General features: G+C 60.1%; 18 protein-coding genes. 12 read left to right on the forward strand and 6 right to left on the reverse strand.

The window, feature by feature from the left end; all coding sequences use genetic code 11:
• Positions 1 to 288: 288 nt before the first annotated feature.
• Complete coding sequence (locus NW843_RS12450) at positions 289 to 1,398, reverse strand: RpoD/SigA family RNA polymerase sigma factor (protein ID WP_414523093.1); 1,110 nt, start codon at positions 1,396 to 1,398, stop codon at positions 289 to 291.
• 320 nt (positions 1,399 to 1,718) lie between these two features.
• Between NW843_RS12450 and NW843_RS12455 the strand changes: the two genes are divergently transcribed.
• Both NW843_RS12455 and NW843_RS12460 read left to right on the forward strand, forming a co-directional pair.
• Positions 1,719 to 1,976 carry a helix-turn-helix domain-containing protein gene (locus NW843_RS12455; RefSeq protein WP_041436246.1) on the forward strand — a complete coding sequence of 86 codons (258 nt, stop codon included), beginning with the start codon at positions 1,719 to 1,721 and terminating at the stop codon, positions 1,974 to 1,976.
• A gap of 324 nt (positions 1,977 to 2,300) precedes the next feature.
• Positions 2,301 to 2,666, forward strand: a complete 366-nt coding sequence (locus NW843_RS12460; RefSeq protein ID WP_414523094.1) for a hypothetical protein — start codon at positions 2,301 to 2,303, stop codon at positions 2,664 to 2,666.
• A gap of 93 nt (positions 2,667 to 2,759) precedes the next feature.
• Here the strand turns inward: NW843_RS12460 and NW843_RS12465 are convergent, their stop codons facing one another.
• The 5 genes from NW843_RS12465 to NW843_RS12485 form a co-directional block, all read right to left on the reverse strand.
• Positions 2,760 to 4,052: a Glu/Leu/Phe/Val family dehydrogenase gene (locus NW843_RS12465; RefSeq protein WP_414523095.1), complete on the reverse strand. Its 1,293-nt coding sequence runs from the start codon at positions 4,050 to 4,052 to the stop codon at positions 2,760 to 2,762.
• Positions 4,053 to 4,124: 72 nt separating this feature from the next.
• Positions 4,125 to 4,796 carry a diacylglycerol/polyprenol kinase family protein gene (locus NW843_RS12470; RefSeq protein WP_414423668.1) on the reverse strand — a complete coding sequence of 224 codons (672 nt, stop codon included), beginning with the start codon at positions 4,794 to 4,796 and terminating at the stop codon, positions 4,125 to 4,127.
• A gap of 9 nt (positions 4,797 to 4,805) precedes the next feature.
• Positions 4,806 to 5,099, reverse strand: coding sequence for a c-type cytochrome (locus tag NW843_RS12475; RefSeq protein WP_369791762.1), 294 nt, complete (start codon positions 5,097 to 5,099; stop codon positions 4,806 to 4,808).
• Positions 5,100 to 5,398: 299 nt separating this feature from the next.
• Positions 5,399 to 7,195 carry a glycoside hydrolase family 3 N-terminal domain-containing protein gene (locus NW843_RS12480; protein ID WP_414523096.1) on the reverse strand — a complete coding sequence of 599 codons (1,797 nt, stop codon included), beginning with the start codon at positions 7,193 to 7,195 and terminating at the stop codon, positions 5,399 to 5,401.
• 147 nt (positions 7,196 to 7,342) lie between these two features.
• Positions 7,343 to 8,773 carry a RecQ family ATP-dependent DNA helicase gene (locus NW843_RS12485; RefSeq protein ID WP_414523097.1) on the reverse strand — a complete coding sequence of 477 codons (1,431 nt, stop codon included), beginning with the start codon at positions 8,771 to 8,773 and terminating at the stop codon, positions 7,343 to 7,345.
• A gap of 311 nt (positions 8,774 to 9,084) precedes the next feature.
• Here NW843_RS12485 and hisB point away from each other — a divergent pair, with 311 nt between their 5' ends.
• The 10 genes from hisB (at position 9,085) to NW843_RS12535 (ending at position 20,262) form a co-directional block, all read left to right on the forward strand.
• Positions 9,085 to 9,729 carry an imidazoleglycerol-phosphate dehydratase HisB gene (gene hisB / locus NW843_RS12490; protein WP_414416231.1) on the forward strand — a complete coding sequence of 215 codons (645 nt, stop codon included), beginning with the start codon at positions 9,085 to 9,087 and terminating at the stop codon, positions 9,727 to 9,729.
• A 2-nt stretch (positions 9,730 to 9,731) separates the two neighbouring features.
• Positions 9,732 to 10,097, forward strand: a complete 366-nt coding sequence (locus tag NW843_RS12495; protein WP_414523098.1) for an alpha/beta hydrolase — start codon at positions 9,732 to 9,734, stop codon at positions 10,095 to 10,097.
• Positions 10,098 to 10,226: 129 nt separating this feature from the next.
• Positions 10,227 to 10,910, forward strand: a complete 684-nt coding sequence (locus NW843_RS12500; RefSeq protein ID WP_414523099.1) for a hypothetical protein — start codon at positions 10,227 to 10,229, stop codon at positions 10,908 to 10,910.
• Between the two features lie 113 nt (positions 10,911 to 11,023).
• Complete coding sequence (locus NW843_RS12505; protein WP_414523100.1) at positions 11,024 to 11,869, forward strand: ABC transporter permease; 846 nt, start codon at positions 11,024 to 11,026, stop codon at positions 11,867 to 11,869.
• Positions 11,870 to 12,489: 620 nt separating this feature from the next.
• On the forward strand, positions 12,490 to 12,642 hold the full coding sequence (locus NW843_RS12510; RefSeq protein WP_414330801.1) for a photosystem II protein Y: 153 nt from the start codon (positions 12,490 to 12,492) through the stop codon (positions 12,640 to 12,642).
• 34 nt (positions 12,643 to 12,676) lie between these two features.
• On the forward strand, positions 12,677 to 13,777 hold the full coding sequence (locus tag NW843_RS12515; protein WP_414330803.1) for an NAD(P)/FAD-dependent oxidoreductase: 1,101 nt from the start codon (positions 12,677 to 12,679) through the stop codon (positions 13,775 to 13,777).
• Between the two features lie 177 nt (positions 13,778 to 13,954).
• Positions 13,955 to 14,860, forward strand: a complete 906-nt coding sequence (locus NW843_RS12520) for a 6-carboxytetrahydropterin synthase (RefSeq protein WP_414389844.1) — start codon at positions 13,955 to 13,957, stop codon at positions 14,858 to 14,860.
• Positions 14,861 to 14,870: 10 nt separating this feature from the next.
• A complete protein-coding gene (locus NW843_RS12525) occupies positions 14,871 to 16,187 on the forward strand; it encodes a DNA double-strand break repair nuclease NurA (RefSeq protein WP_414523101.1) in 1,317 nt (438 codons plus the stop codon).
• A gap of 119 nt (positions 16,188 to 16,306) precedes the next feature.
• On the forward strand, positions 16,307 to 19,747 hold the full coding sequence (gene treS / locus NW843_RS12530) for a maltose alpha-D-glucosyltransferase (protein WP_414523102.1): 3,441 nt from the start codon (positions 16,307 to 16,309) through the stop codon (positions 19,745 to 19,747).
• Positions 19,748 to 19,794: 47 nt separating this feature from the next.
• Positions 19,795 to 20,262, forward strand: coding sequence for an SOS response-associated peptidase (locus NW843_RS12535; protein ID WP_414523103.1), 468 nt, complete (start codon positions 19,795 to 19,797; stop codon positions 20,260 to 20,262).
• Position 20,263: the final 1 nt, after the last annotated feature.

Below are 20,263 nucleotides of genomic sequence, written 5' to 3' on the forward strand. Positions count from 1 at the left end.
ACCCTACGGGTACAGTGCGGGGCTCCTGCGATTTCTAGCTGAGCGCCAGAGGAAACCGATCAGCCAACTCCTCAACGACCAAAGAGGTTAGCTGCCAAAGTCCTTCCCACTGGCTCTGGTCGTGAAGATGAGGTAGCCGGGGGGTCATCAGCCCCAATAGGCTCAGGGGATAAGGGATCCTTATCATCGCCGCTGCAAGGGGCTATGGTGTTCAACCCAAGAAGATTGAAAAAAGGCTATCCCTGGGCAGAAGCTGGCCCGGAAATCGGTCTGCCAGGCCTGTAGCCACTAGCGAATGTACTGAGCCAAAGCCCGCGAAGAATATCCCACCCGCAACTTGCGCAGGGCATCCCGCTCGATCTGACGAATCCGTTCCCGCGTTAGGTTGAAGTGATCCCCCACCTCCCGCAGGGTTCTCGCCTGTTGCCCGTCTAACCCATAGCGCAACTCCAGCACTTGCCTCTCAATCGGCTTCAGGGTTTGCATGGCAGAACGCACATCCTGCTGCATGGATTGCACGAGGATCCCTTGAAAGGGCTGCTCTTGCCGCTCATCTTGCAGCAAATCTCCAAGGCGGCTTTCTCCTTCCTGGCCGACCGGCACATCCAGCGACAGGGGCAAAGCAGCAGCCTGTTGGATCATGCGCAGTTTCTTGACTTTAATGCCCAAGGCTTCTGCCAGCTCCGCTTCGGTGGGCCGCCTCCCCTGCAGCTTCATCAGCTCGCGGTTGGTGCGCTTGAGCAGGCGTACTTTGTCGACCATGTGTACCGGCAGGCGAATCGTCCGCGCTTGGTTGGCAATGCAGCGGGTAATGCCTTGGCGAATCCACCAATGGGCGTAGGTGCTGAAGCGAAACCCCCGTTCGGCATTGAATTTTTCGGTGGCCCGAATCAACCCGATATTGCCCTCTTGGATCAAATCCAAAAAGGGCACCCCCCGATTGAGGTATTTTTTGGCAACACTGACCACCAGGCGCAGGTTGGCGTTGACCAGCTTGCGCTGAGCCTGCTCCCCTTGTCGGATGCGGGAGCGAAGGGTGGATACGGAAATCTGCAGGGCCTCGGCCAAAGCCTCGTCACTGGGATCCTCCCCCCGCCGTTGCCGCCATTCCTGCCGGGCTTGGTCGATGAGGAGCTTTTGCTGAATTTTGCGCGACAGCTCGATTTCCTCAGCGTGATCGATGCGGGGCACGCGACCGATGGTATTCAGGTAGTGATCGACAGCGTCCTCGTTCAACCGGGATCCGCCGGCCCCTGGCTCTGAGTCAACTTCTGCGAGGTCGTCTTGAGGGGCAGACTCGGAGTCGAACCAGAGATCGTCAAACTCCTGAGGCGAAGAGGCAGAGTGTTCAGGATGAGGACGAGAAAAAACCACAGCCAGGTGAGGAGAGAACTTCATCTCCCAGTCTAAAAAGGTTTCTGCTGCTGCTGCGAGCGAAAATCGATCATGCCCCTCTTTTTTGTCCGGAGATTTTTCCGCTTGGATGCGGGAACAGCAGGGGTCCCGTCCGCCAAGTCTTTGCACGCAAGGGGTCGCTCGCCAAAAAGCGGTAAGCGATTTTCGATCTAGACCTTGAGATAAGATTGTTCCTGAGCCGGTTAGCTCAACGGCTGCCGGGTGGGATCCCAGGAAAAGGGAACCTTGCCAGCTCAGGCTACCATGTGAGGATCCCTCAACTTCCTCAGTCTGGAAAAGAATATTTACGGCTTTCTGCTCCTATGGAGTCTAACGACCGGCACCATCCATCGGCCAACTTGATTGGGGAACGGGTGCGCTGGGTACGGGAGAAGCTGCAACTCACCCAAGATCAACTGGCGGGTCGCTTGGCCAAGTACGGTGTGCAGTTGGACTACGTCAAAATTGGCCAGGTGGAAAAGGGAAAACGGCGCGTCATTGACAAAGAACTGGTGGCCTTTGCCAAGGCGTTGGGGGTATCGGTCACTTGGCTGCTGAGCGGAGATGAATCCCACCTGTAGCGGCCTGCGGGAAAGTACATCCGATACAGGGATCCCGAACAAAAGGACGTGAAGATACTTAAATACCTTGTACTCTCGGACGTGATCTCAGTCATTTTCCGTGTAAACACGGTAGGCTGGACTCATGAATAGATTGGCTTGAGGCCAAACCTCATCTTTCCCTCAACCATCCGAGGGGGTAGGAGAGGCGGAGAGATACAGCGCCTCGTCAGCAGTACGGGTTTTTCCAAGAAGGATCTGGATCACAGGCTTCTTCACCTAAACTTGATATTGTTGACTTGGCGTTAAGCTCCCGCCATTTATCTGTTTGTGTGAGGTTTGCCGATGCTCTCTTTCTTCTTCAACTCCAACAAGGCCAACAGCCGACAAACCGGAGGCCACCGTGTGCCTGCTGCGAGCAAAACCACAGGCACGCAACGGATCCCTAACTACAACCGCCTTTCTGCCCCCCATGAGGTGCTCAAGCAGGAAAGGCAGATCAAGCGGGAGCAAGAGTTTACAGAAATGGAGCAAAACATCAATCGCATTCGCTACTTCTACCAAAAAGCAGATATGCCCCTGGAGATGCGACAAATTCTGACCTACCGTAAGCTGATGGAGCTGGACTACTTTACCCCGCAGGCGGCAAAAGAGCTGCTCAAGCAATGGCAGCAGCAGGAAAAGCAGGAGCAAGAACGCCGTCGGGCTTGAGAAAAGGACTACCTCCAGCAGAGTTTGGGCAGCCGAACCCTGGCAAGTGGGCTTGTTGAGCCAAGAGTTCCCGGTCTCCAGGTGGGGGAGCGTCTACGGGTAAAGGCCGCGATCCTGTAGGGCTTGGGCCACTCGGCCTACCCCTAGGGTGTAGGCAGCCAGTCGCAGCGACACTTGCCGCCGTTCTGCCTCCTGCACCACCCGTTCAAAGGCACGTACCATCAGACCTTCCATTTCTTGATTGACCCGCTCTTCATCCCAGAAGACGTAAGAGAGTCCCTGCACCCACTCCAGATAGCTCACCACCACTCCACCGGCATTGGTTAGGATATCCGGCAATACCTGGATCCCTCGCGATTCCAAAATCCGGTCGGCGGCAAGGGTGGTTGGCCCGTTGGCAGCTTCTGCCACAATCCGGGCTTGAATTTGGTGGGCATTGGCTTCGGTAATTTGATTTTCCAGAGCGGCAGGGATCAACACGTCCGCTTTTTGCACCAGTAGGTCGGCGTTGCTGATGGGCTCAGCTTGCGGAAAGCCCGCCATGCGGCCTCCCTGTTCCTTCATGTGGGCTTTGAGGGCGGGGATATCCAGTCCTTTGGGGTTATAAAGGCCCCCAGAACTGCCGGAAACCGCCACAATTTTGGCTCCTGCCTGATGCAGCAAGCTGGCCGCTGCCCCGCCCACATTGCCAAAGCCTTGGATCAACACCGTTGCCCCTGCCAGGGATCCACCATGTCGGGCCAAGGCTTCCCGTACCGTGATCATCACCCCCCGTCCGGTGGCCAGTTCTCGCCCTCGGGATCCCCCAATCGAGAGAGGTTTGCCCGTCACCACTCCCGGCACCGCATGCCCAACATTCATGGAATAGGTATCCATCACCCAGGCCATCTCGCGGGCGGAAGTTCCCATGTCTGGAGCGGGGATATCCTCTGCAGGGCCGATATCCTTGATCAGCTCGCTGGTGTAACGGCGGGTGATGCGCTCCAGCTCCGAGACCGAATAACGCTTGGGATCGAGGGGGATCCCCCCTTTGGCCCCACCGTAGGGAATGCCCATAAGGGCACATTTCCAGGTCATGAGCATCGCCAAGGCCGAGACCTCTTCAAGGGTGACCGCGGGATGGTAGCGGATCCCCCCTTTGTAGGGGCCGAGAACGTTGCAATGCTGCACCCGATGGCCCGCCAGCACTTGGATGTGTCCGTTATCCAGCCGCACGGGGATCGCCACCGTCACCACTTTGCGGGGGGTGCTGAGGATCGCCACCCAGCCGGGATCCAGCTTCAGCTCGCCAGCTGCCCAATCCAGGTAGCTACAAGCCTGGGCAAAGGGACAGATGTGGGCGGGAGAGGGAGGGGCAGAAGAGGCCAGCGCAGGACTTGCAGCCATGGTGGAGAAGAAGAAAGGGCTGTTTCCACGCTATACCGCCGGGGACGGGAGAGGAACGTTTTGTAGCAAGCGTTACAAATAATTGAGGATCTGGATCAAGACGAAACAGAGGCCGGCACTGGCCAGGGGCACGGTCAGGTTATCCAACCCCCACCAAGAGAACACCTCCAGCCCCATGGTTATCCCCCCCACCAAGAGGCTGATGGCCAGCAAAGGGGGGGAGAAGCCAAAGTACCCCAGCAGCAGAGCTGCAATCACCAAGCTGCTCACCGCCCACATGGTCAGGGATCCCTCCCAGCTTTTTTGAATGGATCCCAGTTGGTAGGGGTGTTTGCCCCAAGTTTTGCCCACTAACCCTGCCAGGGCGTCGGCCCACGTCATCACCAATATGCCGATCACCGCGAAGACCTGTCGCTGGGGACGCCAAAACCAAAACAGCAGCAGGCCAATGCTGACGGCGTAGAAACAGGTGCCAAAGCTGCGGCGACCGACTCCATTCAAGCTGGGCAAGATGGCCACCCGGTAGGAGAGCAGCGCCAAGCCGGCAAACACCAGAGAGAATCCCACCCCTAGCCAGCGAGGCACTTGCAAAGCCCAAGCCAACAAAATGATATTGCCCACGCCGATGTGAATGGCCTTGCGCACCCATTCCCCGTCCACCTGCCGGGAGCGCAGCCATTCCGCAAAAGCAAATACGGCGGCCAGCCAGAGAGCATAGCAAGCAAGCTGCTGGGCCAGGCCCATGAAACGGCCTCAGAGGGTTTTCAAGTAGCTGAGCAAATCCGCCATCTCCTGAGGATCCGGCTGGAACTGGGGCATGGGAGGCGTTTTGCCACCGGTCACCTGCTGAATAATAAACCGATCCGAGCGGCGGCTGCTCACCCCCCGCAGACTGGGCCCCACTCGCCCATCCGCTTCTTCTCCGTGGCAGGCTGCACAGTTGAGGGCAAACAAGGATGCACCATGGCTAACCTGCCCCTGTAAGCTGAGGACGGCTTCCGTGTAGGGATCCAGACGAGCCTCAGCACTTAGCCAAGCCCAGGTCAATATCGCCAGCCCTAGGCCGAGGAGGGCAAGACCCAGCCGAGTTTTCTGAGCCCAGACACTTGTAAAGAATCGCTGCAAGGATTTGAGGAAGGGTTGTAAACGCTGTTGGGATGAAGGCTGAAGTCGCTTTTGCTCAAAGCCGACGCAACTGCCAGTTGATGACTGGCTGCTGCGGGGTTGAGTGGTCTCTGAGAGGGAGGGAGACACAGACAACGCTGAGAGAAACCGTTTCAATCTTTTACATTTCAACCAACACGATAACTCAGGAGCCTTTCCCTGCCAATAATCTGTAAAGGTATTTACTTTTTCTTAATGGTTGGCTGGGCCACGTGAGACTTTGATCCCTCTGAGGGGGAACGGTTGGGAAAGAGCCGCCCCATCACCTCCGCTTGGGCCCAGGGATCCCGGTTGAGGCTGTGGATGGCATTGGCCCATGGAAAGTGCGCCCGCAGGCGACGGTAGAGAGATAAATTACCATAAATGACGACGGCTGCCACCCGCTCCCGATGCTGTTGCAGCCAATCCAGCACATAGTTGGGCAAGGGATTCCCAAGGAAACCTTGGAAAATCAACCCTGGGGCGTTGTCTAGAGCGGCTTCCAACCAAGGCAGGGGGGTAAGGGCATCGCTGAGCACAGGAAGCATGCCCAGGGCAGCCGGAACATGGAGGGCGGGAGACTGCAACTGCACATCGGCAGCACCCAAGGGGGGATCCTGCCAGATCCAGTTCAACCATCCGGGCTCTGCGGGCGGGCCGAGGGGCCGGCCTCCTTCCACGCCACCACGGGCCATAGCCGCTTGACAGGGAGCAATATCCTTCTCGGCCAAGAGGGATCCCAGCTGTGCGGCTCTGTGCAGAGCAGAGGTCAGGTGGGAGCGCCTGTTGAACAACTTTCCCAACGCCGTTCGCGTCCGCGGAACGGAGTCCTTGTCCTTGGAGATGGGATCCCCCAACAGCAAAGGCTTCAGTTGCTCGGCTGGAGAGCCACGGTTGAGGGCCGGATCCGTGGGATCCCTGGCCCCCATCCATCCGCCAACGGTGCTGAAATCCGTTTCCGCCAAGGCCGGCCACACCTGTTGGAGGAGAGCTGAGGCGGCAGGTAGGAGTCGCTGTTTGGCCCGCAGCACCCGCGTCACCGACTGGGCAAGCTGGGCTGCGCTGAGGGATCCCTGTTGCACCGCTTCCAAAACGGCTGCCAAGGATGCCATCGGATCGGGGGGGGCCAGAATCAGATCGGCACCGGCCTGGAAAGCCCGCACGGCCAATGAGTTGGGCCCGTTAGCATTGGCCAGCTCTGCCAAGCAGCCTTGATCGAGGCTGTCCACAACAATAAGCCCGCCAAACCCCCATTCCTGGCGCAGCAGTTGGGTCAGCCGCCCCGGCAGCAGGGTGATAGGCCAGCGCTCATCCCACTCCGGCAGCACCACGTGGGAAACCAAGATCGCCCCCACCTGCTCCACCAAACCTCGAAAAGGCAGCCAAGGTCCCTCTTGGAGCTGGGCTAGGGTCAGGGTTAATCGGGGGCACCAGGGGGTGTCTGTTGTCTTTGGGGATGGCTTCAGTCCGGCCTGAACCGGATCCCTACAGCCTTTGCCCGGAAAGGAGCTGGCCGTGGTCAGGATCCCTTCTGGAACCGCTTGCTCACATCCGCGCACAAAAGCTCGCGCCAGTTGCAAAGCAGACAGGGGATCCTCCGCCAGCGCCCCTTCCCCCAGTGGCTCTGCCACCGGGCTGAGCAACCAATTGATGCCGATGGCCGCCGCCTCCCGCGCCGTGATCCGCCCCCACTGCTCGGCCCAGCGCTCGGCTTCCGCCCCCAGACGGCTCAACCCCAGGGGATGGGGAAAAGAGGTAGCCCCCTGTAGGGCCAGCCCACGACCGGCCTCTGCCGCCACCAAAAGGGGCAGAGCCGCCCAAGACTGGGCCTCCTCGATCAGCAGCAGGGCCTCGGCCACGTGGCCATCCGTGAGCCAGATGCCCCCGATCCCCACCTCCTGGATAAGCCGTTTGAGGATCTCTCGGGGAGGAGACTGGGATCCCAGACGGGCCGAGACCGGCACCACCAACAGTTGCGCCACCTGCCGGGCTAGGGACAAGGGTCGGTCAAGTTCCTCGAGCGGAGATCCGGAAACACTCATAGGCACAGCCGAAAGTTCGTCAGCAAGGGGAACTGCTCCCTTTGCAGAAACGCAGATCGTGATAGCCACTCCTGCCGGTTGCGGCTCGCAGCGGGCTGTTGAGGGCTAACGAGAAAGCCGACAACGGTCACAGGTGCCACAGGGCAGGCCGGGCTGCTCCCCAGGGTAGCCAAAATAGGGGTAGCCAAAATAGGGCAAGATCGCCTGCCACCGACAGCCGCGGGCGTGGATGAGGGCTTCCATCCCTTGCCAGGGATCCTCTCGTCTTAAAGGCTGCCAACGGCGGTGCAACACCTGAAAGTGAAAGGGATCCGGCCACCGCAAACAGCCCATCTCCTGCAGCAGACCCAAGGCCACCCGTGCCTCTCCAGGCGGCAGGTCGGCGTAGGATCCCTGCTGAGGCAAGGTTTGCAGCAGGTGGCGTGCTCGGGCCTGAAGGCGCTCCTGCTGGGAATAGAAATAGGCTTGGCGCCGGCGATCGCTGGGATCCAGCAGGCCCGTCGGCTCCGAGACCAGCATCAGGGCCCGGCAAGGGCCACCATCCCGACCACCTCGCCCCACCTCTTGCAAATAATCCATCAAGCTGGGCGGGGGATGAAAGTGCAGTACCCAACGCACGTCCGGCTTGTTGATGCCCATGCCAAAGGCGTTGGTGCAGACCAGAAAGCGCAGTTCCCCCTGCAGCCAGGCCCGTTCCAGCCGACGGCGGGATCCCGCTTCCAGTCCCCCATGGTAGGTGGCGGTTTTTAGGTTCTGTCGGCCCAGCCACTCGGCCAGCTCTTCCCCATCCCGTCGGGTGCGCACATAGACCAGACCCGACCCGGGATTCTCGCCCAGGAATCGCAGCAGACGACGACGGCGATCCGCCGGGCTCCAGGCTATCGCCACATTGAGGGAGATATTGGCCCGCAGGGGATCGGCGCGAATGCACTCCGGATCCCGCAGCTCTAGGATTTGGCTGAGGCGGCTGCAGGTTTGGGGGTCAGCCGTGGCGGTAAAAGCGGCGATGGGAAAAGAGGGCTTCACCGGGGCCAGAGCCGGGCGCAGCAATCCCAGACGGCGGTAGTCGGGCCGGAAGGATCCCCCCCAATGCACCAACGTGTGGGCCTCATCCACGATCAGGCCGTTGATTTGCACCTGAGGCTGTTGCAGCCGTTGCCAAACGGGGGGGCTGAATAGGGTCTCCGGCCCCAAATAGAGCAGGCGCAGTCGGTTTTCCTCAAGGGCCTTCAACACCCGCTTGCGCAGGGCCGGATCCAGTTCGCTGTGGAGACAGGCCGCCGGCAGCTTGCGTTTCCAAAGATCCTGAACTTGGTCTTCCATCAGGGCGATCAGGGGCGAGACCACCAGCGTCACCCCTGTTTGCAGCAGGGCTACTAGCTGAAAGCACAGGGATTTGCCAAACCCCGTCGGCAACACCACCAGCGCGTCGCGCTTGTCCAGCAGAGCCTGGATCACCTGATCCTGGGGTGGGCGCAGCCTCTCGTAACCCCAGTGTTGCTTGAGGGCGCGCTGAATCTGCTGCCAATCCTGCAAACGGCAACCCCCTTTTCAACAATTTCCTTCAGCAATCTACAGCGATTTCGGGAGAAGCTGTCTTATAGGCTATTTCAAATCCCGCTGAACCTGCTAGCTCCCCTCTCCCAAGGGGTGAGGGCGCAGAGGATCGGCCCCACCGGCTTGCCTGTAGGGGATCCCTGTCACACCTATCCCCGTGTCCAGGGGGCTGGGATCAGGATCCCCGGCAGAGAAGGGATTCTCACCTGCTGCATGGGTGAAGGTGTCGATGGCGGCGGGCTTGTGCGATCCTAGAGCTGGGACTTCCCGCCTGCTTCGATACTTTTCCCATGACTGCCAAAGTGCTCCGCACCGCTGACGCGAACGACTCCTCGCGCCTGCTCCAGCCCAGAACGGCCTCTGTTCACCGTCGCACTGGAGAAACGGATGTCCAAATTCATCTGAACCTGGATGGCAGCGGGCGCCATGAGATCGATACTGGGATCCCCTTTTTGGATCACATGCTGGCCCAGCTCAGCACCCACGGGTTGATCGATTTGCAGATCAAGGCCATAGGGGATCTGCACATCGACGATCACCACACCAACGAAGATGTGGGCATCACGCTGGGACAGGCTCTGGCGCAGGCTTTGCAGGATCGGCGGGGCATTCATCGCTTCGGCCATTTTTGGGCGCCTTTGGATGAAGCCCTGGTGCAGGTGGTGCTGGATTTTTCGGGTCGCCCTCACCTCAGCTATGGCCTGGAGCTGCCCACAGAGCGCATTGGCCGCTACGAAACCCAGTTGGTGCGGGAGTTTTATCAGGCGGTGGTCAACCACGCCCAGCTCACTTTGCACATTCGCCAGGCTGCCGGCCTCAATGCCCACCATATTGTCGAGGCCAGTTTTAAGGCGTTTGCCCGCGCCCTGCGCATGGCCGTAGAACGGGATCCCCGCCGACAAGAAGGGATCCCCAGTTCGAAGGGAGTACTCTAGGCATGAACTGGCCACGGAGACTGTTGGCCTTGGCTCTGGGATTGGGGACAGTTTTCTTCGGTCTGGGCCAGATGGGGGGTGCAGAGCGCTTGGGGGTGTTTCTGCCGCCTTTGATTGAGTTCTCTTTGCCCGTGGAGGATCTGGCCCGGTTTGCCCACAATGGCACGGTGAGCCGGCAGTTGGATTTTTATCTGCGGCGGCTTACGCCAGAGCAGCAGGCAGCTTTGGCAGATTTGCTCACACGCGATTTTGATCCCAGCACCTCTGCGCACTACTTTGATTCGAGACCTGAGGCCAGAACAGATCCAACTGGCCTTGTCCGCAGCAGAGGTGCGGAACACTTTCCCGTGAGAAGTGTCTTGAGCTGAGGAGCTGAGAAGAGGGCTGGCTGCTATCTTTGTCGGATGGCCCTCCTTGGTCTTGTTGAATCTCTGCCCATGCTGCTGTTGCTGACCAATCTGATTGCCGTTTTGCTGTTTTTGCTCTGCCCTTAGTGGATGCTGAGGCGGGAGTTCGGCGGAGCAGGGGTGCTGGCGGGAACCTTTGGCCTCATCGACCCGCAGCAGTTGGGAATCCCGGAGACTTTGGCGGTGGGTTGGATCCCAGGGTTGAGCTGGGCCTGGGTGCTGTTGGCGCTGTTGTCATGTCTGGCTCTGGGGATCAAGGAGCGGCAAGTGCGGGCCCGCTGGCTGTACAGCTTGGGAGTGGTCGGTCTGGTTCTATTTGGGCTGGGCTTGCTCTGGTTTTATGGGGCAGTGGGGGCGGTGAATGGGGCGGCCCTGGCGGAGGGGGTCCCGCCGGCTCGGTTGCCGTTGCGGCGGTTCAGCCCTTCTTTGGCTGGCTATGCCAGCTTTGCCTATGCCCTGCTGCTGTTGCTGCTGGGGCGGCTGCAGTTGCCGGGAGGAAAAGCTTTTTTGGTGCGGCAGCGGCAGATCATCGTACCCCTGAGTGCCTTGGGGGCGGCGGTGGCAGCAGGGGCGGTGGTGGTGGGGTTGCTGCGGCCCGGCTTAGGCTCCTCGCCCGATTCGCCTTTTTTTGTAAAGCTGAGCACCAAAGTGGACTTGATCACCTACACCTTTTCATTGCTGCAGGCGGCCTGTTGCCCGGCTATTTCACGGATCCCTTGCAGGCAGCCCAGGTGGAAATGGACTGCGATGAACGCTCAACTTGAGTACCTCTGAGCGGAGATCTCGTTTGCGCTGGCGCTGCGGAGCAATATGGCAACTCTGTTTTGGGCTTTGATCCCGGCTACCCTGCGCTCCACTACCCCTCTGTTGCTCACGGCCTTAGGGGCATGTACTCCGAACGCAGCGGCGTGGTCAATATTGCCCTGGAGGGGATCATCTTGTTTGGGGCTTTGGCGGCGGCGGTAACCACCCAACGCCTGGAAGCTTCCCTTCTGGCTCAGACTCCAGCAGCTCAGGTGGGTTGGATCCCTTGGGTGGGTTTGTTGGCCGGCGCCTTAGGGGGGGTGGCCATTGCCTTTGTGCATGCGCTGATGTGCATCCGCTACAGAGCCGATCAAATTGTCAGCGGCACTGCCATCAACCTGTTGGCCATGAGCGTGCCTTCGCTGGTGCTGCAATCATTCTACGGCAACACCACCAACTCTCAAGAAATTGTCAATCGGCTGCCGCTGTGGCATGGGTTTAGCCCCTTGGTGTATCTGGCCTTTCTGTTGGTGCCAATCTCCTGGTGGTTGCTGTTCAAAACACCCTGGGGCTTGCGGCTGCGAGCGGTGGGAGAGCATCCTCAGGCTGCTGCCACCATGGGGGTGGATGTCCTGGGTATGCGCTACGCGGCGGTGCTGCTCTCCGGCCTGTTGGGGGGCCTGGCGGGGGCCTACCTTTCCATTGGCTTTTTGAACCAGTTTGTCCGCAACATGTCAGCAGGAAAGGGCCTTATCGCCTTGGCAGCGATGATCTTTGGCAAGTGGCACCCCTTCGGGATCCTGGGCGCGACGCTGTTGTTTGGGGCCACCGACGCCCTGGCCATTCAACTGCAAGGGGGAGATGTGATGCCGCCCGTGTTGATCCAGGCGTTGCCCTTTGTGTTGACGATGGGGGTTCTATCGGGAATGCAGGGCCGCGCCCGCCGCACTCGTCCGCCGGCTGCCCTGGGCAAAATCTACAGCAACTGAAAGAGAGCCGAGAGACAACCCTTTCTAGCGCACAGTCATGATGGTCATCTCGATTCAAACTAGGACACTGCACCCACACCTAAAACGTTGGTCGCGTCGGCGTTGCGGAACAGTAATGCACTCGGCCAAAGGCTTTCCTCAATGGCCCAGGCATCTCACCCTAGACTGAACACCGCAGTCTAGAAATGGTCTAGAAACAGCTTAGAAACCCTCGGAAAGGCAGAGGGGCGCCAAGATGGGCTCCGGGGAACTCCCCAAAACAGGGATCCTCTCATGGGCAGCAATATCAAACTGGCTCGGTTGCTGGCTTTGGCGGCAGTTAGCGGTTGATCGGGGTCGATTGTACGCCCCTGCTGGGTACGCTAGTTCTGGACGCGATTCTCGGTGTGGGCCTGTTGGCTCCCGCCTCAGCAGTCCAGATGGGGCAAAGTCTGTCCGGTAGGGATCCCCATTTGGGTTTATTCTGGACTTAGCCATCTTTCCAGAGTTGCACCTCAGCTTATGCGGGATCCAGAGTCGAAAACGGTTTCACCCCATCGGGATTCTGGCGGTGGCCAACCCTGGAGGCTCTTGTTCCAAGCAGTCGGTAAATCAATCTATGTTAGGGGGGGATGAAAACCATGGACATTGATCTCCGTCCGCTGATCGTTCTGTCGCCCATTGTTTTGGTGGTTGCCTGGGCTGCCTACAACATCATCAAGGCTGCCATCAAGGGAGAAGCCAAGCTCTTCGGAGAGAGGGGCAACAACCCCTTCGGCAGAGGCGGGAGCTGAACGTGCGGATCCGGTCACAGCTGGCAGGCTCAGTATGCTAGGCGAAGCAACCCAGGCAGCGGTAACCCCTTCCGAGGGAGCCCGCTCAACATCCGCCGATGTGATTGTCATCGGGGCGGGAGTGGCCGGTTTGGTGTGTGCAAGGCAACTGCTGCGGGCGGGGCTGCGGGTTCTGGTGCTGGAAAAATCGGCGGGCTTGGGCGGGCGCATGGCCACCCGTCGAGTTGAGCACGCTGGGCAAACGGTGCCAGTGGATCATGGGGCTCAATACCTGACTGCCGATTCGGATGGCTTTTATCGCTGGGTGAAGGAGCTGCTGGGCCTGGGGCTGCTGGCGGAATGGACGCGCTCGCTGCATGTGCTGGATCGAGAAGGGCTGCGCCCAGAGGATCCCAACGACGAGAAACCACGCTACGCTTGCCCCCAGGGCATGACAATGCTGGCCAAACACTTGGCTGCCCCGCTGTCGGTACACACCCAAACTCGTGTGGTCAGCCTCAAACCTTTGGCAACAAGCTGGCAATTGAGGGCGGAGAACGGCCAATGCTACGAGGCTGCTGCCCTGGTGGCGACAATTCCGGCCCCCCAGTTGCTGCCCCTGCTCCGGGAAGGGATCCCTTTGGCTGAAAACCTGTTGCCTCTGCTGGAATCCGCCCAGTATCAACCCTGCCTTGCGGTTTTGGCGGGCTACTCTGAGCATACGCCGCCTTGGAAGGGGATCAAGTGCTTGGAGGATCCGATGTTGGCCTGGCTGGGACTGGACAGCAGCAAGCGCCTGCAGCCGCTCCCGCCTGTGGTGGTCTTGCATGGGGGGGCGGAGTGGTCATCTCTGTACTTGGAGGCCGGCCCCTCTGAGCTGGAAAAGGCCGGTCGAGAATTGCTGGCCCACGCAGCCCAACGGCTGGATCCCTGGTTGGCTTCGCCACAATGGATGCAGGTGCACCGTTGGCGCTACGCTTTGCCTTTGGAAACCACGGGATTGGCCAGCTTAAGCACCCGTGTGCCGGTTTCCGCTGCTGAGGGATTGCCTTTGGTTTGTGCCGGCGATTGGTGCGCCGGAGGGCGCGTAGAGGGGGCTTGGCTCTCAGGACACAATGCCGCCAAAACCTTGCTCGAAATGCTTTCTGGGAAATGAGGGTATGCACAGGCCGACCCGGTCGGCAGGGCAAGTGCCTGACCTGGCGCAGGACAGAGATGACGGCAAGACCACTGGGAGGGTAGGCTGAGGGCCGCTGAGAATTTCCACCCTCTGGGCCGGGGAGTGTGTCAAGCTAAAGGGTGGATCCCCCGGCAGATGCTCTCCTCTCCACTCATGTCCAGAATCTGTACAATCTACCGCCGTGCGCAATTTGCCGCCAGCCATCGGTACTGGTTGCCCGAACTCTCAGAAGCCGAGAACTTAGCCCGCTTTGGCCCAAATGCCCGTTTTCCCGGCCATGGCCACAACTATGTGCTGGAGGTGGGCATGAGTGGTGAGGTGGATGACTATGGGATGGTGCTCAACCTCTCGGAGGTGAAGCAGGTGATCCGGCAGCGGGTGATTCAAGATCTCAACTTTGCTTATCTAAATCAAGCTTGGCCGGAGTTTGCCCAAACCTTGCCCACTACCGAGTTTATCGCTTACGTGATTTGGCAACGCCTGGCCGATGCCTTGCCCCTAACCAGCGTCCGTCTGTACGAAGATCCTGAGCTTTGGGCCGAATACCGAGGAGAAGCCATGCAAGCCTACTTGACTGTTGCCACCCATTTCAGCGCCGCCCACCGCTTGGCTCTGGATCACCTGAGTTTTGAAGAAAACAGCGCCATCTACGGCCTCTGTGCCCGTCCCCACGGCCACGGCCACAACTACGGCCTGGAGATCACCGTCAAGGGATCCATCGACCCGCGCACGGGGATGATCGTGGACTTGGCGGCCCTGCAGCGGCTGATCGAGGAGCAGGTGGTGAAGCCGCTGGATCACACCTTTTTGAACAAAGACATTCCCTACTTTGCCCAGGTGGTGCCTACTGCCGAAAACATCGCCCTCTACATCCAGCGGCTGCTGACTCTGCCCCTGCGGGAGCTGGGGGTGCAGTTGCATCGGGTTCGCCTGCAGGAGAGTCCCAACAACAGCAGCGAGGTCTACGGGGAGTTTCCGCTGGAAGAGCTGCTCAACTCCTCAGAAGGACAAGATGTGGCTTCTTCCGCTTCTGGCAGCCCTATTGCCATGCAGGGCTGATGCGGCCATCATGTTGGATCTGGTTAAGCTGAGCGGGCAAATTCCTGCGTTCACCCGGCACCTGCAACAGGAGTCGAAAGCCAGCCAAGAACGCCTCCGCCAAGCCTGGCAAGTTTTCGAGCGCTGGCAGCAGGAGCCGCAGGTTTGGCAGTCCCGCTGGGTGGAGTGGGGATCCCATCTGTCGTTTGTTTGCGCCAGCCCCGCCGAGCCGCCGGAAGCCTGGGGATCCCTGCCCAAGGTCGAGCCTCTGCAGGGGCGACACACGGTGGTGGCCACGGATGGATCCCAGATTTTGCCCAGTCACCACGAGATTGCCTACTGCTCGCTGATCAATGTTGGGCGCGTGGTTCTCCACTACGGCACCCAGGAGTGGCCGCTCCTGGACAGCCAGCCCCTGCTGCTGTATGGAGATGGGCCCCTTGCCCAGCAAAACCGCTCAGACTCCCCTCTCTCGGAACCGCGGGCAGAAGGGTTGCCGAGGGCCCCCCTTAACCGGCGAGACTCTCGCCCGCAGCGCGCTCCAGGTGAACGCAATCCTACCAGCGGCACGGAGTCCTCGTTGGGGCTGGAAGAGATACTGGCCTTACGACGCTCCCAAGCGGAACTGGAGGAGCTGGCTCGTTTGGCCCTGTCGGTGCCCCGTCGCCGCACCACGCTGGCGCTCCTGGATGGATCCCTGATCCCCTGGGGACTGGAACCTCTGTCCCAGTCGGCCCGGCGCCCCTGGTTGGATCCCATTCTGGCGACCTTGGAGCAGTTGCGGGCGGCCCGCATTCCTCTCGTGGGTTACATCAGCGCCTCCCGCAGCAGCGAAACCCTCAACTACCTGCGCTTGGGGCTGTGCCCGTACCTGGGCTGTGACTGCTACCGCTACTGTCCCGGCGAGAAGTCTCCTCCCTGCCATCCCTTCGCCCCCCTGGCAGACCGCGTCTTTTGGGGATCCCTGCTGCAGCCGGGAGAGCGCAGCCCCCTTTGGCGCAGCGGCGCCAGCGTGTTGGACGCCTTCGGGGAACACCACGTCCACTGTTGTTACCTCAATGTTGGCGAGGGATCCCTGGGCCAAGCCGAAATTGCTCGCCTGGAGTTTCCCGCTTGGGTGGTCCAGGATGCGGAGTTGCTGCAGCGGGCTCTGGCAGGGGTGCTGAGCCAAGTGCACAAGGGCTTTGGCTACCCCATCGCCTTGGCGGAAGCCCATCATTTGGCGGTGGTGAGAAGCGGGGATCGGCAGCGGTTTTTTGCCTTGATCGAGCAGGAGCTGCTCCGGGCCGGCCTGCGCCACGTGGCCGTCTCCCGCAAGGAAGCCCAGAAGCGGAGTGGCATTGCCTGAACCGACGCCGGGGATCCCTGGCACCCAAGAGAAGGCTGTAGCCTATTGAGGGGATCCCCATTCAACGGCTAGGGTTGCCAAGGTGTCCCAATCCTGTCTCTGTTGCCGACATGACCGACATGATGATCCGAGCCCCTCTGCGCAGCCTCATCTCCCCCCTCACCCACGACCCCCTTTGGTACAAAGATGCAATCATCTACGAGCTGCCGGTACGGGCCTTTTTCGACAGCGACGGCGATGGCGTGGGCGACTTCCAGGGCCTGACCGAAAAGCTGGACTACTTGCAAGAACTGGGGATTACAGCCGTCTGGCTGCTGCCGTTTTTCCCCTCGCCTTTAAAAGATGACGGCTACGACGTTTCTGACTTTACCAGTGTTCACCCTGACTTGGGCACCCTAGAGGACTTCAAGATCTTTCTGGAGGCTGCCCATAAGCGGGGGATCCGCGTCATCATTGAGCTCATCCTCAACCACACTTCGGATCAGCACCCCTGGTTTCAGCGGGCCAGACGAGCTGCCCCCGGCACCCCCGAGCGGGACTTTTACGTTTGGAGCGATACCCCCGAAAAGTACAAAGAGGCCCGCATTATCTTTCAAGACTTTGAAGCGTCCAACTGGACCTGGGATTCAGTGGCCAAGGCCTACTACTGGCACCGCTTTTACTCCCACCAGCCAGATCTCAACTACGACAACCCCGCCGTACAAAAAGCCATGTTCGAGGTGGTGGACTTTTGGCTGAGCTTGGGGGTAGATGGCATGCGGCTGGACGCGGTGCCTTATCTCTACGAGCGGGAGGGCACCACCTGCGAGAGCCTACCGGAGACCCATGCCTTTCTCAAGGCTCTGCGCCGACACATTGACCAAAGGTATCCTGGCCGCATGCTGCTGGCGGAGGCCAACCAGTGGCCAGAAGATGCTGTGGCCTACTTCGGCGATGGGGACGAGTGCCACATGGAGTTCCACTTTCCCCTCATGCCACGGCTGTTTATGGCCATCCAGATGGAGGATCGCTTCCCCATCATTGACATCCTGCAACAAACCCCTCCCATTCCTGAAACCTGCCAGTGGGCCCTCTTCCTGCGCAACCACGACGAGCTCACCCTGGAGATGGTCACTGACGAGGAGCGGGACTACATGTACCAGGTGTACGCCAAGGATCCCAACGCGCGGGTGAACCTGGGGATCCGCCGCCGCTTGGCCCCCCTGCTGGGCAACAGCCGCCGCCGCATCGAGCTGATGAACAGCCTGCTGTTTTCTCTGCCCGGCACGCCGGTCATCTACTACGGGGACGAGATCGGCATGGGGGACAACATCTACCTGGGGGATCGCAATAGCGTGCGCACCCCCATGCAGTGGAGCGCCGACCGCAATGCGGGCTTTTCGCGGGCCAACCCTCAGAAGCTCTACCTGCCCATCGTCATCGACGCCGAGTACCACTACGAAGCTGTCAATGTGGAGGCGCAGCGAAACAACCCCCATTCCCTGTGGTGGACCATGAAGCGGCTCATCGCCGTGCGCAAGCGATTCCAAGCTTTTGGCCGCGGCTCCTTTGAGCTGCTCCACCCAGAAAACCGCAAGGTGCTTGCCTTTATGCGGGCCTTTGGCGATGAGCGCATCTTGGTGGTGGCCAATCTCTCCCGCTACGCCCAGTGGGTGGGGCTGGATCTATCGCCGTGGGAAGGATTGATCCCGGTGGAGATCTTTGGCCACACCGAGTTTCCCCCTATTGGGCGACTGCCCTATTTCCTAACGCTAGGCCCCCATTCCTTTTACTGGTTTTCCCTTGAGCCCAAAACGGAGACCATCCACCTCAGCCCCAGCAAAGCGGAGGAGCAGGAACGCCTGGTCCCTCTGGTTGTTCAAAGTGGTAGTCCTCTGGTTGTTCAAAGTGGTAGTTGGGACAGTCTCTTGCAAGGGGAAAGCCAAAAGCAGCTGGAGGCAGTCTTGGCGGACTACCTCTACCGCTGTCGTTGGTTTGGCTCCCAAAACCGCCAGCTCCAGGCGATCCATATCCTGCAGGCTATCCCCTGCCGCCGAGAAGAGGAGTCCTTGCTGGGCAGCCAGATCTTGCTTCTCCAGGCCGAGTTTATCGAGGGCGATACGCAGCTCTACTCTCTCCCTGTGGGCTATGCTACCCAAGAAGCAGCCGTACACCTGCGCCTAGAGATGCCCCAGGCGGTCATCCTCCCTGTGCAAGTGGCCGGAGGGCCGGCGGGAGTAATTTTCAACGCTCTGGCTGACAAAAGCTTCTTGCTGCGGCTGCTGCAGCTAATTGCCCAGCAGGGCCGCCTGCGTCACCGTCAGGGAGAGCTCTGGGCCACTAGCTTTGCTGCCCTTGAGCATGACCTGGAACCCCGCCTCCTCAAGGCGGAGCAGAGCTACACCTCCGTTGTCTATGGCAACCACTACCTCCTCAAGCTCTACCACCGGGTGGCCGAGGGGGTAAACCCAGAGCTGGAGATAGGCCGCTACCTGCTGGAGCACCATCCCCAGGTGCGGGTGCCACGGCTGCTGGGATCCCTGGAGTATCGCCGTCGTCGCGGGGCCCGTGGGTTTGATCCCGCCGATCAGCCCATTACCTTGGCCATTTTGCAGGAGTACATCCCCAACGAGGGAGATGCCTGGCACTACACCCTGGACAGCCTGGGGCAATTTTTTGAGGCGGTGCTGGTTCACTACCAAGAGGTGGATCCCGTGCCCGTGCCGCAGGGATCCTTCTTGGAGCTTTCCCAACAGCCCTTGCCGGAGCTGGCCTACGCCACCATCGGCAGCTACCTAGAATCGGTGCGGATCTTGGCCAAGCGCACCGCCGAGCTGCACATCGCCCTGGCTGCCGATACGGAGAACAAAGACTTTGCCCCAGAGCCTTTCTCCAGCCTGTACCAGCGCTCCGTTTACCAGTCCATGCGCAACTTGGTGGGGCAGGTGTTTCCGCTGCTGTTCGCGTCAGCGGGACGGAGTCCTTATAAGCAGCTCCCCAAGCTGCCGGAAGCAGAGGCCAACTTGGCTCGGGCTGTTTGCGACCAAGAAGGGGAAATCATGAGCCGCTTCCGCCTGATCCTGGAGCGGAAGATCACCGCCCTGCGTACCCGCTGCCACGGGGATTACCACCTGGGCCAGGTGCTGTTTACCGGCAAAGACTTTGTCATCATCGACTTTGAAGGGGAGCCGGCCCGCTCTTTGGGCGAACGGCGTCTCAAGCGTTGCCCCTTGCGGGATGTGGCAGGGATGCTGCGATCCTTCCACTACGCCGTCCACACCGCCTTGCGCCAGCAACTGGAGAGCGGCTTGGTCTGCGCCGACCACTGCCCCGACATGATGCGGTGGGCCCAGTTTTGGCACCGCTGGGTCTGCGCGGGCTTTTTGGCCGAATATCTGCAGGTGGCTTCCCAAGCGGCTTTTTTGCCCCGCAGCCTGCAAGAGATAGAGGTGTTGTTGGACGCCTATCTGCTGGAAAAAGCCATTTACGAGCTGGGCTATGAGTTGAACCACCGCCCCGAGTGGGTGGAGATTCCCCTGCGCGGGATCTTGCAACTGCTGGGCATTTCCACCAAGGTTTAGGGGATCCTGTCGGCAGGCCATTTGGGGTGAGCGACTGGGGGACAAACATGTGTGGACGGTTTAGCCTGGCAGTGGCCCCAGAAGTGCTGATGCAGCATTTCGGCTTGCCGGCGGCAGCCCAAGAAAGGGCAGCTGTCCCCCGGTATAACATCGCTCCTTCTCAGCCGGTGCTGGCGGTGGTGGCGGGATCCCTTCAGCGCAAGGCAACCCATTTTCGCTGGGGCCTGATCCCCGCTTGGAGCCAAGCCGCCAAGGCCGGGTTGATCAATGCTCGTTCTGAAACGGTGGCCGAGAAGCCTTCTTTCCGCGAAGCTTTCCGCCGTCGTCGCTGCCTGATCCCGGCCGATGGTTTCTACGAGTGGGCCGACTCAGGTACGGCCAAGAAGGGCAGACAACCCTACTGGTTTCACCTGCTGGATCGACCGGTATTTGCCTTTGCCGGCATTTGGGAACGCTGGCGCAGTCCAGAGGGGGTGGAGCATGCCTCTAACCCCCAAAACCCTGAACTTTGCTGAA

The sequence above is a fragment of the Synechococcus sp. R5-12 genome (assembly GCF_047502655.1).
In the GTDB taxonomy this organism is placed as follows: domain Bacteria; phylum Cyanobacteriota; class Cyanobacteriia; order Thermostichales; family Thermostichaceae; genus Thermostichus.